Origin of the sequence: Paenibacillus sp. PvR133 (assembly GCF_017833155.1) — a bacterium.
Lineage (GTDB): Bacteria > Bacillota > Bacilli > Paenibacillales > Paenibacillaceae > Paenibacillus > Paenibacillus polymyxa_B.
This window is the reverse complement of the sequence record NZ_JAFIBS010000001.1, coordinates 4,815,416-4,828,286: the sequence shown is the minus strand read 5'-3', so window position 1 is coordinate 4,828,286 and position 12,871 is coordinate 4,815,416. Positions and strand designations below refer to the sequence as shown.

At 46.4% G+C, this 12,871-nt stretch carries 14 protein-coding genes; 11 read left to right on the top strand and 3 right to left on the bottom strand.

The features are described from left to right. The first annotated feature begins 186 nt into the window (after positions 1-186). From mntR to JOE49_RS21215, 3 genes are all read left to right on the top strand, one after another. On the top strand, positions 187-612 hold the full coding sequence (gene mntR, locus JOE49_RS21225) for a transcriptional regulator MntR (RefSeq protein ID WP_007430946.1): 426 nt from the start codon (positions 187-189) through the stop codon (positions 610-612). A 136-nt stretch (positions 613-748) separates the two neighbouring features. Then, positions 749-2,491, top strand: coding sequence for a family 10 glycosylhydrolase (locus JOE49_RS21220; RefSeq protein ID WP_209942739.1), 1,743 nt, complete (start codon positions 749-751; stop codon positions 2,489-2,491). A gap of 95 nt (positions 2,492-2,586) precedes the next feature. Next, entirely contained in the window at positions 2,587-3,576 is a 990-nt protein-coding gene (locus JOE49_RS21215) for a patatin-like phospholipase family protein (RefSeq protein ID WP_023989266.1), read from the top strand. Positions 3,577-3,693: 117 nt separating this feature from the next. Here JOE49_RS21215 and JOE49_RS21210 read toward each other — a convergent pair whose 3' ends face one another. From JOE49_RS21210 to JOE49_RS21200, 3 genes are all read right to left on the bottom strand, one after another. Further along, entirely contained in the window at positions 3,694-4,014 is a 321-nt protein-coding gene (locus JOE49_RS21210) for a hypothetical protein (protein WP_023989265.1), read from the bottom strand. Positions 4,015-4,021: 7 nt separating this feature from the next. After that, positions 4,022-5,014 (bottom strand): DUF1385 domain-containing protein, encoded by a 993-nt coding sequence (locus JOE49_RS21205; protein WP_071641501.1) that lies wholly within the window; start codon positions 5,012-5,014, stop codon positions 4,022-4,024. Positions 5,015-5,264: 250 nt separating this feature from the next. Beyond that, entirely contained in the window at positions 5,265-6,266 is a 1,002-nt protein-coding gene (locus JOE49_RS21200) for an ABC transporter substrate-binding protein (RefSeq protein ID WP_209942737.1), read from the bottom strand. A 285-nt stretch (positions 6,267-6,551) separates the two neighbouring features. On the opposite strand from JOE49_RS21200, the gene JOE49_RS21195 reads away from it, so the two are divergent. The 8 genes from JOE49_RS21195 to spoIIIAD all read left to right on the top strand — a co-directional run bounded on the left by JOE49_RS21195 (position 6,552) and on the right by spoIIIAD (position 12,862). Further along, positions 6,552-7,133, top strand: coding sequence for a YqhR family membrane protein (locus JOE49_RS21195; protein WP_023989261.1), 582 nt, complete (start codon positions 6,552-6,554; stop codon positions 7,131-7,133). Positions 7,134-7,214: 81 nt separating this feature from the next. Then, positions 7,215-8,288 carry a M24 family metallopeptidase gene (locus JOE49_RS21190; RefSeq protein WP_053325698.1) on the top strand — a complete coding sequence of 358 codons (1,074 nt, stop codon included), beginning with the start codon at positions 7,215-7,217 and terminating at the stop codon, positions 8,286-8,288. Positions 8,289-8,321: 33 nt separating this feature from the next. Beyond that, positions 8,322-8,879 (top strand): elongation factor P, encoded by a 558-nt coding sequence (gene efp, locus JOE49_RS21185; RefSeq protein ID WP_023989259.1) that lies wholly within the window; start codon positions 8,322-8,324, stop codon positions 8,877-8,879. 197 nt (positions 8,880-9,076) lie between these two features. Beyond that, entirely contained in the window at positions 9,077-10,330 is a 1,254-nt protein-coding gene (locus JOE49_RS21180; protein WP_028540593.1) for an aspartate kinase, read from the top strand. A gap of 411 nt (positions 10,331-10,741) precedes the next feature. After that, positions 10,742-11,737: a stage III sporulation protein AA gene (gene spoIIIAA, locus JOE49_RS21175; RefSeq protein ID WP_209942734.1), complete on the top strand. Its 996-nt coding sequence runs from the start codon at positions 10,742-10,744 to the stop codon at positions 11,735-11,737. Then, positions 11,730-12,248, top strand: a complete 519-nt coding sequence (spoIIIAB, locus tag JOE49_RS21170) for a stage III sporulation protein SpoIIIAB (RefSeq protein ID WP_029517252.1) — start codon at positions 11,730-11,732, stop codon at positions 12,246-12,248. Before spoIIIAA ends, spoIIIAB begins: the two co-directional genes overlap by 8 nt. 12 nt (positions 12,249-12,260) lie before the next feature. After that, positions 12,261-12,464: a stage III sporulation protein AC gene (gene spoIIIAC / locus JOE49_RS21165; protein ID WP_010345636.1), complete on the top strand. Its 204-nt coding sequence runs from the start codon at positions 12,261-12,263 to the stop codon at positions 12,462-12,464. Positions 12,465-12,472: 8 nt separating this feature from the next. Further along, positions 12,473-12,862: a stage III sporulation protein AD gene (spoIIIAD, locus tag JOE49_RS21160; protein WP_013310826.1), complete on the top strand. Its 390-nt coding sequence runs from the start codon at positions 12,473-12,475 to the stop codon at positions 12,860-12,862. Positions 12,863-12,871 lie beyond the last annotated feature (9 nt).

Genomic DNA, 12,871 nt, shown 5'->3' with positions numbered 1-12,871 from the left:
AATAAACGATACAGGGACGACGATATTAGTGTGCCCCGCTTAAATTGAACAAATCGTGGCAATAGCTGTGAGTGGAGGGATGAGACTTGCCAATGGGCAATGATAACATGTATCATTACATAGTAGGTTTAACGCAGGAAATGAAGGCGGTAAGCGCCCGTTCAATAACAGAAAAGAGGGAAACAAGTGCCAACGCCAAGCATGGAAGATTATTTGGAACGCATTTACCAACTGATTGATGAGAAGGGTTATGCTCGTGTCTCGGATATCGCAGAGGGGTTAGAGGTGCATCCTTCGTCCGTCACCAAAATGATTCAGAAGTTGGATAAGGACGATTATCTTGTATATGAGAAGTATCGGGGACTGATTTTGACACCGAAAGGGAAAAAGGTCGGCAAACGGTTGGTTGATCGCCATCAGTTATTAGAGCAATTTCTGGATATGATTGGGGTTGACAAGGACCTAATATATAAAGATGTGGAAGGTATTGAGCATCATTTGAGCTGGGATTCCATCACCCGTATCGAAACATTGGTTGAGTATTTTCGTCGGGATGAAGATCGCTTGCGCCAGCTTCATGACATACACAAGGAATTGAGTGGAGATTCCTAAAAGCATCTGTCCTTACGGACGATGCTTTTTTATTTGTCCCGACCGCAACAAATATCCGGTTATTAGCGTCTATCCATTATATAGCAGGACAAGATAGGGGTTAAAATTAACAGGGTTAGCGGAGGATTGTAATAATATGAATCGAAAGAAAATAGTGGCATTGGCTGCTGGCCTACTCTTAGCAGTGCAGACTGCCATCGTTCCTGGAGTTCAAGCAGCTCCAACTGGTAATATTGAAATTATATTGGACGGACAGTCCCTGCAAAGTGACGCGTCACCGTATATTGTACAGGGAGCCAATGTTACGATGGTTCCTTTGCGAGTGATTAGTGAGGGATTGGGCGCTCAGGTCAACTGGTCGGAATCGTCCGGTACGGTAACGATTACAGCACAGAACAAAAATATAACTATGGAGAACGGTGCACAAAGCGCTACGGTGGATGGCAAGTCAGTTCGACTGGATGCATCTGCCCGTATGACAAGCGGGAGAGTCATGGTGCCTCTGCGTTTTGTTGGGGAAGAGTTGGGATTAAAAGTGGATTGGCAAGCTTCAGAGCGAGTCATTACGTTAAGCAGTGGTAAGGAAGGTGTCTCTACTGGCGGGAACACTTCTGCGGGAAGCAGCGGCTCCATATCAGATACGTCTGCATCTGGTAATCAGGAGAGTGTAAGTACAGATCAGGGAGCCATCGATGATGAGCAGGCGGTTGTCACTTCACCGTCAACGTCTACTAGTGAGGACGGTTCAAGTTCTTCACAGGCAAATGTTGTTCAGGTAAAGGCTTCAACCTCCATGCGTGGGGCATGGATTTCTACCATTAATGGTGATTGGCCTTCTTCTGCTGCCCGAAGCAGCTCCGAGAAGCAAAAGCAGGAGTTTACTAAAATGCTCGATGATTTGCAGGGGATGGGCATCAATGCGGTATTTGTTCAGGTTCGTGCCAGCGGCGACGCGCTCTATCCGTCGAGTCTCGTACCATGGAGCAAGTATTTGACCAACACCCAAGGTAAAAATCCAGGCTATGATCCCTTGAAATTTATGATTAGCGAATCGCACAAGCGAGGGATGGAGTTCCATGCCTGGTTTAATCCATTCCGTGCGAATTCTACAGGAACAACCAGCGGCTTGGCTGCAAATCATGTGGCTAATCAACATCCAGACTGGATTGTTAAGAATGGTAGCCAATTGTACATCAATCCAGGAATTCCGGCTGCACGTCAGCATGTCATTACGGCGATTATGGAGGTCGTGAACGGATATGACATTGACGGCGTCCATTTGGACGATTATTTTTATCCTTACAGCGGGACTTTTGATGATGATGCGACCTTCAAAGCATATAATGCCAACAAAATCTCTAGCAAGGGCGACTGGCGGAGAGATAATGTGAACAGTTTTGTTCGAGATTTGGGCAAAAGCATTCATGCCAGCAAGTCAAAAGTTCAATTCGGGATTAGTCCATTTGGGGTATGGCGTAACAAATCTCAGGACTTAACGGGTTCAGACACGAAGGCAGGCGTTACAGCGTATGATACGACGTTTGCGGATGTAAGAACCTGGATTAACAAAGAATGGATTGATTATGTAGCTCCACAAATTTACTGGAGTATCGGTTTCCCGGCGGCGGGATATGACAAGCTTGTCGCATGGTGGTCCAATGAGGTCAAAAACTCAGATGTTAAGCTGTATATCGGTCATTCTCCTTATAAGATCGGCACCCCTGAAAAGGGCTGGCAAACGGCTCAAGAGCTAATTAAGCAGCTTGAACTGAACGAAGATTATAAACAGGTCAAAGGGGATATTTACTTTAGTGCACAGCATTTGCGTAAAAATCCATACGGACTCATTCAGCTTCTTCAAAATTATTATCAAATGTGATATAAATTGGATCATATAGGTTCTATTTGGGCCTCCGTTCTCATACATAAGCAGTAGAACTGCTTACTCCCAAGAGAACGGAGGTTTTTTGATCTATGCTGATCAATGCTGTGTTCCAGGGTGGAGGGGTTAAGGGAATTTCGCTGGCGGGTGCAGTTAAGGCTGCGGAGGAGCATGGAATTGTATTCAATCGTTTGGCAGGTACATCATCAGGTGCTATTGTAGCTGCTTTATTGGCTGCGGGATACTCTGCGGATGAAATGAAAGCCGTAATTGAGAAAACCCCCTTGGTCAAGTTGTTACGACGTTCTCCAGTGTTCAATATTAAGTGGGTTGGACCAGCAGCTCGTATCTTTCTTAAAAAAGGGCTCTACTCAGGGGAGGCACTGGAGCACTGGGTACGTGAGCTGTTACGAGCTAAGGGAGTGCGTACGTTCGCGGATTTACCTCCTGGCAAACTGCGCATTATTGCATCAGATATCACGAATGGACGCATTCTGGTACTTCCTGAGGATATCAAACGTTTTGGTATCAATCCCTCTTCACTGGAGGTAGCTAAAGCCATTCGGATGAGCACAAGTATCCCTTATTTTTTTGATCCCGTTATGTTAAGGCTTGATTCTGCACTTGCCAAGGGAAAGACTTTTTCTCAGCAATTTGTATTTGTAGTTGATGGGGCTTTACTAAGCAATTTGCCGTTGTGGCTTTTTGATGAGCCTGTAAATGAACGTGAGGCCAAAACGATTCCAACGGTAGGGTTTCAAATGGTGGGCAAAACGGGGACGGAGACCAAAGTTTCTTATATACGGGGTCCATTGACCATGCTGCAGGCTATTTTTGATACCATGCTATCAGCACACGATGAACGATATATTGAGCAGGAGAATCGGTATCGGACGATTAAAATTCCAACATTGGGTATCCGCACTGCACAATTTAACATTTCTACAGAGCAAAGTGATTTGTTGTATGCTTCCGGTGTGCAGGCAGGGGATGCTTTTTTCCACAAATGGAGCATCACTTCTTACCAGCAGCAGTATAGCAAGTACCAATTGATGAAGGATACCATGTACGCTATGAAATAAACACTAACTCGCAGTTAAAGTTAATTTAAAAGGGTGTAAAAAAGGAGCCTCTTCCCGGTCATATTTGAATACGCGGGTGATGGCTCCTTTGTGCTACATTTTAAAGGATGATTATCATTAATGATATTTAGGTTGTTCTTCTTCATTTTTGCCCTTGGAACCTTCAATTACATGAAAAGGATACGCTTTGCGCTTGCCTGTAGTCTGCTGCTTACGTGCGTTGGCTGTTTTGGCCATGGTGCGCACAGAGGGTTTGATTTTGGGAGTACGATTGCGTTGCCCTGGCAGGTATTTGTATAGCAGAAATATAACTGCAAAAACAAGGACGGGAATTAGTAAACTCATGAGAAAGCCCCAGCTTCCTCTCCATAGCATATCCACAATCCCATATGCACCCAAAGCAAGGGTAAGCCAGAAAATAACGGCATGTCTGTTCATTATTCACTCATCCTTTCACAGGATCAAGGACCGGACTGTTGAAGGTCTCCTTTACAGGTACGTTTTCCAACTCAGCATCCAATTCAAGCATACGCTTAAATGAGGCAATGGATACCTCCACTTGATCATCAGTCGGTTCTTTGGTGGTAAGTAGTTGCAGCCACAGACCGGGGTAACCTAAATAACGAAGTACCGGAATTTCACGAAGAGCATTGGTCAGCTTGAGAAATTCAAAAGAAAGCCCCAGTACGATCGGAAGCAGTAGAAGCCGTTGCCCCATGCGCTCCCACAGATTATCGTAGGTAAATAGGGAATAGACAAGTACTCCGATGATCACGGTCAGCATAATAAAGCTACTACCGCAGCGGTAATGCAGACGGCTGTATTTTTGTACATTGGCCGGGGTTAGTTCTTCCCCGGCTTCGAATGCTGTAATTACTTTATGCTCTGCGCCGTGATATTGAAACAGTCGCTTAATTAACGGAGTTTGGGAAATACCCCACAAATAAGCCAGTAGCAGAATCAGCTTAATAGCTCCTTCTGCGAGGTTATGCAAAATTTGGCTGTGAAACAAGCTACCGAATAGGAAATTCTCTACAATAACCGGAACGAGAGTCAATACAATTTTGCCAAACAGGAATGACAAAATACCGACTGCCGCCACACCGATCATCATACTCAGACTCCAGCGAGATTCTTCTTTTTTCTTTTGCTCAGCGCGTTCTTCCGGATCTACTTCATCATCAGCATACGCATCGGCTGAATAGTTTAAATGCTTGGTACCCTTGGCGCTGGAGTCGATGATGCTTACAATCCCCCGCAATAAAGGAATTCTGCGGAATTTGGATACCCAGGATTGCTCCTTGCGTGGTACTTCCAAATATGTGATTTCGCCAGTTTTGCGGCGAACTGCCGTGACATTGACACGCTTGCCGCCGAACATGACACCTTCAATGACTGCCTGACCGCCGTAGCTCACAGGCTTGGATGCTTGTGACAACCGTCTCACCTCTCTTAATACATGCTTTTTTGTATATTGTATCGAATTTGGAAGGGAATATCTAGTTAGATGAAACTGAGTGTAGTAATTAGGCCACTCCAAGCTAAGATTCTGCTTTTAAAGGAGAAGGTAGAAATTCTTATCGTGGAGAAAGCTCATGCCACAGGCTTATAAAAAAAGCATTTATGGAGCTCAGACTGCTCACATAAATGCTACTCATTATAAAACCGAATGAATATTTGGAGACAACTTATTGCGTAATTGCCCCGACAACCTGGTCAACCAGCCCTTTTGAAGAGAGGGGGCCGCCAAATGTCCATGTCGTACCGCTCAGTGAATAGGTACGTTTTTCTTTAACGAAATTTAGACCATTCCAGACCGAATTTTTTTTCATGGGTGCGCCGAAAACATTATCGTCCGGCTGAACAATATAGATAAAGTTGCTGTCCTGAACGGCAGACAGAGCTTCAATGCCTACGGTTGAAAAGCCATACTGTTCAACTTTGCTCGGTTTCCAATCGTTAATCATGCCGATCTTCGCCAGTGTTGCCACGACGACTGAGTTATCTGAAAACATACGAAGGCTGGCCGCATTTTGCGAAGTGAAAGCCTGTGTCAGTATATAATGATAATCCGACTTGCCAGCAGCGGTGAGCTTTTCTTTGGCTTCAGCATAATGCTGATCCAGTTCGGCAAGCACCTGCTTAGCTTTGTCTTCTTTTCCAAGAGCACCTGCGATGCTATTAAAAATTTCTACCATTTTATCATGATCGTAGCCGTTACCATCGTTCAGATTATATTCGATCGTTGGAGCGATGGCCTTGAGTTGCTCATAGATAGCCTCATTTCCATCAACATTTGAAATGATCAGATCCGGCTTCAATGCAGCAATCGCTTCCAGATTCGGCTCGTTACGCGTGCCGACATCGACCACGCTACTATCGAGAGCCGCCTCCGGTGTCACGTACACCTTGTAGTTGGCATTGTCTGCATTACCAACCGGCTGAACGCCCAGCGCAATCAAATCCTCTGTAAATGTCCATTCCAGCACTACGACACGCTGTGCGGGCTTGTTGAGCGTGACCTCACCACGATTATGCTTTACCGTCACAGGACCAGTCGCTGTGTCAGTCGGTTTGCTACCCGACGTGGCTGTCTGATCTTTATCCGATGCTTTGTCGGCTGCTCCGCAACCTGCCAGAGTGAGCGTAAAAACCATTAACAATAAAATCCCGATTAATCCCTTTTTCATAGAAGCGTTCTCCCGTATATATGTTTTTAGGAAATGATAATGATTATCATTTTCATCATTATATTATGATAGAGGATTGAAATTTTGTCAATGTAAAAAACGGGTCCGTACCCTCAATTGGAAAGCTGCCATTATTCAGCCTTCCTGTTCATTGTTAAACTATTCCCCCTTGGAGCATACTACCTAGCAAAATGGAATGCAGAATCCGATGGACGTACATGCATTTCCGATTGCAATTGTCTTTACGATGGGAAAAGTTTGCATATTGAAAGGGGATTAAACAACATGAGTGAAACCTACTCTATACCCAAGATAGGACATGAACAGGAGCAGTCTCGCGGATCTCAGGATCAACGTCATCATAACGACAGTGGTAGAGGCAGGCAGCAGTCAGGCAAAATACATACGCCTCTCATTCCTTTTGCACTTGAGTTGGGTTTTTTTGCGGGTTTACTCTGGGGATTGCTGCGCTGGCTGTTTTATAAGTTGCATTTTACGGTAGTAGCGCCTGGCTTTCTCGCGGAGCCTTTTTTCAAGCATTCGTTTATGAACACCATGGCGGGACATCTGGTAGGGCTACTTTTTTTTATTGGATTATCCGTCGTAGCTTCACTGGTGTACACTCTGTTGCTGCGCAGATTTAAGGGTCCTATACCCGGAATTGTGTATGGTCTGATTTGGTGGGTTGTTTTATTTGTATTAACAGGTCCTAAGCTAGGAATGATGAATGCTCCTGATCGGTTAACATGGAATTCCTTATATACGGAAATTTGTGTGTTTATACTGTGGGGACTATTTATCGGATATACCGTTGCTGTCGAGTATACGGATGAAAGAAAGCGCGAGCCTGAGAAAGCTGAGGGCTGAACGTAACAAAAACTTCTCAAGCGCCTATCCCCTGTGTTAAAATAGCATTTGGTTATTTGACAGAGGGGAGCGGAATGAAAGATGAAGAATGACCGGGTGTTAAAGCTGCGGCAGGCGCTGGGCGAGCATAATCTGCGGGCTATGCTGATTACTAGCCCTGTCAATCGTCGATATTTGACAGGCTTCACAGGTTCGGCGGGTTATGTGCTGATTACGGAATCCCATAGCTATTTGCTGACTGACTTTCGCTATATGACACAAGCGACCGAACAAGCCGAAGGCTTCACGGTGGTGCAGCACGCTGCACAGGTCATGGAAACGGTGAAAGAATTGCTGTCTTCCCATCAGATCAGCGAAACAGGCTTCGAGCAAGACGCTGTAACTGTTGCGACGCATAAAGCTTATAGCGAAGATTTGTCACCTATTTCACTGGTTCCGGTGTCGGGCATTGTGGAGAAGCTACGGGTGTACAAGGATGCAGAAGAGCTGGAAGTGATGCAGCGGGCAGCGGATTTGGCAGATGCTACATTTGCACACATTTTACCTTACATCAAGCCGGGTGTCAGCGAGCGTGAGCTGGATCTGGAAATGGAATTCTTCATGCGCAAGCAGGGAGCTACATCCTCTTCATTTGACACAATTGTGGCTTCCGGGGTTCGTTCGGCATTGCCACATGGCGTAGCCAGTGCTAAGTTAGTACAAGCAGGCGAGCTAATTACGTTTGATTTTGGTGCGTTGCTGGATGGCTACTGCTCCGATTTGACACGTACAGTGGCTACACAAGGGGATTTGGCGCCCCAGTTGCGTGAAATCTACGATATTGTGCTTAAGGCGCAGCTTCACGCACTCGAACATATTAAGCCGGGCATGACAGGCCGTGAAGCGGATGCACTGACCCGGGATATTATTGCTGGCCATGGCTATGGAGACAATTTCGGGCACAGTACAGGTCATGGTCTGGGTCTGGAAGTACATGAATCTACACGCCTGTCTAAGGCAAGCGATGATATTCTGGAGCCGGGCATGGTGGTAACGGTCGAGCCAGGTATTTATGTGCCTGGATTGGGCGGTGTACGGATCGAGGATGATATCGTTATTACAGATAGCGGCATCAAGGTATTAACACATTCGAGCAAAGAATTTACAGTCGTTTAATAACGATAACAGTCCTGTAGGAGGGGTATTTTAGTGATTAACGTTAATGATTTTAAAACAGGATTGACCGTCGAGGTAGACGGAGATATTTTTACGGTGCTGGATTTCCAACACGTAAAACCGGGTAAAGGTGCGGCATTCGTGCGCTCCAAGCTTAAAAACCTGCGTAACGGCAACACTGTTGAACGTACATTCCGTGCGGGTGAAACGATCGGCCGCGCGCAAATTGAAAACCGTGGTGTGTCTTACCTCTATGCGAGCGCAGACGAGCATACATTCATGGATAATGAAACATATGATCAATTCACACTTTCAAGTGACCAACTGAAATGGGAACTTAACTTCCTGCAAGAAAACATGAATGTAAACATCATTAGCTATAATGGTGAAATTCTCGGGATTAACCTGCCTAACAGCGTAGAGCTGAAGGTTATTGACACTGAGCCGGGTATTAAAGGTAACACCGCTACGGGTGCTACTAAAAATGCAAAAGTTGAAACAGGACTGAACGTTCAGGTTCCATTGTTTATCAACCAGGACGATGTATTGCTGATTGATACACGCGATGGTAAATACATTTCCCGCGCATAAATTTTGCAGCTTTTAGATTTCCTCTGTCCTTGTTAAGGGCAGGGGATATTTTTATAAGCACTAATATTAAAAAACAATGGCTCCGTACAGCACTTTCGTATTATACTGTACTAAAGTTATGCCGCAGGATGTCACGTTCAAGTCGTTTGGTGCCATCTCAAGGTTACATACTGTTGAGTCTGAGGGAGTGAATATCGTTGTCTTTGTATGTCATGAAATTCGGAGGCAGTTCCGTCGGTGACACGGAGCGCATGAAACGCGTGGCAAAACGCGTTGTGGAGAAACAGAGTGAAGGGCATCAATGTGTAGTGGTCGTTTCCGCAATGGGAGACACGACAGACGAACTGATTGACCAGGCCAAATTGTTGAATGAGCAGTTGCCTGCACGTGAGCTGGATATGTTGATGACGACAGGTGAACAAATTTCAATCGCCTTGTTGTCGATGGCTATTCAGCAGTTGGGTCATGAAGCGGTATCGTTTACGGGATGGCAGGCTGGTTTCCGTACTGAATCTGACTTTGGTCGAGCACGGATTACGGATATTCAACCTCAGCGTGTGCTGGATGCACTGAGCAGCAACAAGATCGTTGTTGTAGCTGGTTTCCAAGGGATGTCTGCAGAGGGAGACATTACGACGCTGGGACGTGGTGGATCTGATACGACGGCGGTTGCGCTGGCGGCGGCGATTCAAGCGGACGCCTGTGAAATTTACACGGATGTGGACGGCATATATTCAACAGATCCACGGATCGTGAAGGTTGCTCGTAAGCTAAAAGAAATTTCTTATGATGAAATGCTGGAATTAGCTAATCTGGGTGCAGCTGTATTGCATCCTCGTGCGGTAGAATATGCCAAACATAACCGGGTACCGCTGATTGTGCGGTCCAGTTTTAACCATAATGAAGGAACGGTCGTAAAGGAGGATGCAGTAATGGAACAAGGTGTTGTAGTCAGTGGGATTGCATATGATAAAAATGTAGCAAGAATCAGTATTTTAGGCGTCGCCGATATCCCCGGTGTACTGGCGAAAGTATTTGGAACACTGGCGGCAGCCAAAATTGATGTAGACATTATTGTACAGAGCGGGGTTGAAGCTGGTAAAGCGGATTTCTCCTTTACAGTAGCTCTGACGGATCGTGAAGCAGCACTGAAGACGCTGGAAGGTATTCGTGGAGAGCTTCCGTACCGTGAAGTAACGTCTGAGGAAAACCTGGTGAAGGTGTCCATTGTAGGTGCAGGAATGGTTAGCCATCCGGGTGTTGCTGCGCAAATGTTTGCCGTACTGGCAGAGCAAGGCGTTAGCATTAAAATGGTAAGCACATCTGAGATCAAAGTATCGTGTGTAATTGAAGCGGGTAAACTTCATGAGGTTATTCAGGCGTTGCATACAGCTTATAACCTGGACACCGAGGAGCAAGCGTTTGTGGGTGGACCGCAGGACCGTCGTTAATAACTGCAACGTGAGATCTAGACACTGAATATGTCTAATGTGAACGATGCTTATGATAGGTAAAGGTTGATACAGGCCCTCTATTTATAGTTTGATAAATCATAGAATATAGCAGTAGGTTAAGAGGTTGTTCCATCAGTGAGAGTTAGACTGAGGGGCAGCCTCTTTTTTTGCTGAATCTATCTTTTCTACCCAAGGGTATCCCTTAGCTGACAAGGCTTTGAGAGGCCCTTTTTTATTTGTGCGAATTAGAGAATGGTGCTTAAACAAGCGGGAGAAAGGTCTGTTGAGTGTTGATAGGAGTTAGCAAAAGTTTGCCTAGGTTTTCAATATATTTTCGGCATAAAAAGCGAGAGTCAACCATAGACTTGTCTTAAAGAAAAAGGACAACTGTGAGGGGGCGGCATCGGTATGGAATGGCTGGAGTTATTTCCCGAACCGTTGCACAGTATACTCGGAAGGCTTCCAGAAACGGTATTTAAGCAACTGGAAGAAATCCGGGTCAGGGAAGGAAGGCCGTTGGAAATTAATGCAAATGGTGATCATCATTTTGTAACGTCTGCTGGTCGGCTGACTTTGAACCATGTGGAAGCCTATAAGCCTGACCGTGAGGATGCCCACCGACTGCTGGATTTTATCAGCAATCATTCCCTGTATACCATGGAAGAGGAGCTTCGTAAAGGGTTTATTACGATCCCTGGCGGTCATCGTATTGGCTTGGCAGGGAGAACCGTGCTCAACCGAGGACGAGTGGAGCATTTGAGGGATATAAGCAGCTTTAATGTAAGAATTGCTCGTGCAATTCCCGGCATAGCTGATCGGATATTGCCTTATGTAGCAGATCGAATGTCCGGGAAAATCCGGCACACCCTCATTTTGTCCCCTCCTCAGCATGGCAAAACGACACTGCTTAGGGACTTGGCTCGGCAACTCAGTTACGGAGGGATGGAAAGCAACGGGGGGCGACGGAATGGACTCAAGGTAGGCATTATAGACGAACGCTCTGAGATCGCTGGTAGTCACAAAGGTATCCCCGGTTTTGATGTCGGGCCTCGCACCGATGTATTGGACGGATGTCCGAAAGCAGAAGGCATGATGATGATGATCCGCTCGATGTCACCGGATGTCCTCATTGTTGATGAAATCGGACGACCGGAAGATGCGGAGGCGGTGCGCGAAGCGCTTCATGCAGGCATTGCAGTCATTGCTTCCGCACATGGTCGCGATGTGGCTGAAATGGCGACCCGGTCTGCGTTTGCTGGATTAACTACAGGACAAGAGCTGTTTCAACTCTACGTCATGCTGGAGCGGACGAGCCGGGGCGTCTCATTTCGGCTGGCAGATGCCAAGCAGCGCAGGCTTACACTGCCTGGAGAAGGGCAGAATGGGGGCATCTCCTATGCTTAAGCTGCTGGGTGCAGCCTTGGTTATACTGGCCGCTACGCTGGCAGGCTGGCAGCGGGCAAGGCAGTTTGCGATGAGGCCGCGGCAAATCAGGGAGTTGATTCTTGCGCTGCAAAGATTGACCACCGAGGTTTCCTACGGGGTGTCTCCGCTACCAGATGCTTTCGCCAAGACAGGAGAGCCCTTGCGAGAGCCGCTGCGCACTCTGTTTCAGCAAGCCTCACGCTGGATGCACCCCTCTTTTGGCCTGACTGCCAGAGAAAGCTTGCATAAAGCTATTGAAGACTCGTGGAGCCGTTCCTCTATGAAGCAAGCCGAGAAGGAAGCGATGCGGCAGCTTGCTTACAGTCTTGGAACCAGCGACCGTGAAGACCAGATCAAGCACATTGCGCTGACCATCCAACAGTTATCCCATGAGGAAGCGCAGGCGCAGGCAGATCAGGTGAGGTACGAGCGTATGAGCAGGAGCCTGGGACTGCTGATCGGAGCATTGATCGTCATTTTGATCTATTAGCGGGGTGCTCGAATGAATTTAGAAGTGAACGCAATTTTCCAGATTGCCGGAATTGGCATTATTATCGCTATGATTCATACCGTATTAAAGCAAATGGGCAAAGAAGACATGGCCCACTGGGTAACGGTCATTGGTTTCGTCGTGGTCCTGTTCATGGTGGTGCGAATGCTGGATAACCTTCTGCAAGAGATCAAATCTATCTTTCTTTTTCAGTAGGTGGACACATGGAAATCATTCAGGTGGTGGGCTTCGCCCTCATTGCCACAGTCCTCATTTTAGTCATTAAGGAACAGAAGCCGATGTTTGCCTTTTTGATTGCAACAGCTGCGGGAATCGTCATTTTTTTGCTGCTGATTGGCAAGATCGGATCTGTGGTTGCTGTACTGGAGCGACTGGCCCGATCTTCAGGCATGGATATGATCTATTTTAAAACCGTATTGAAAATAATCGGTATCGCTTATATTGCTGAATTTGGAGCGCAAATCGTTCGGGATGCAGGACAAGACGGGATTGCTTCCAAAATTGAGCTTACCGGAAAGGTACTCATTATGGTGCTCGCAATCCCGATTATCAGCATTATTATTGATACCATTCTGAAGCTGATGCCCGCCTGAGGGGGTGAT

What these genes read in the sequence shown, in the direction of transcription:
- JOE49_RS21220 (WP_209942739.1), top strand. Translation starts at nt 749, where the DNA reads ATGAATCGAAAGAAAATAGTGGCATTGGCTGCTGGCCTACTCTTAGCA.
- JOE49_RS21215 (WP_023989266.1), top strand. Translation starts at nt 2,587, where the DNA reads ATGCTGATCAATGCTGTGTTCCAGGGTGGAGGGGTTAAGGGAATTTCG.
- JOE49_RS21210 (WP_023989265.1), bottom strand. Translation starts at nt 4,014, where the DNA reads ATGAACAGACATGCCGTTATTTTCTGGCTTACCCTTGCTTTGGGTGCA.
- JOE49_RS21200 (WP_209942737.1), bottom strand. Translation starts at nt 6,266, where the DNA reads ATGAAAAAGGGATTAATCGGGATTTTATTGTTAATGGTTTTTACGCTC.
- JOE49_RS21195 (WP_023989261.1), top strand. Translation starts at nt 6,552, where the DNA reads ATGAGTGAAACCTACTCTATACCCAAGATAGGACATGAACAGGAGCAG.
- JOE49_RS21190 (WP_053325698.1), top strand. Translation starts at nt 7,215, where the DNA reads ATGAAGAATGACCGGGTGTTAAAGCTGCGGCAGGCGCTGGGCGAGCAT.
- spoIIIAA (WP_209942734.1), top strand. Translation starts at nt 10,742, where the DNA reads ATGGAATGGCTGGAGTTATTTCCCGAACCGTTGCACAGTATACTCGGA.
- spoIIIAB (WP_029517252.1), top strand. Translation starts at nt 11,730, where the DNA reads ATGCTTAAGCTGCTGGGTGCAGCCTTGGTTATACTGGCCGCTACGCTG.
- spoIIIAC (WP_010345636.1), top strand. Translation starts at nt 12,261, where the DNA reads ATGAATTTAGAAGTGAACGCAATTTTCCAGATTGCCGGAATTGGCATT.
- spoIIIAD (WP_013310826.1), top strand. Translation starts at nt 12,473, where the DNA reads ATGGAAATCATTCAGGTGGTGGGCTTCGCCCTCATTGCCACAGTCCTC.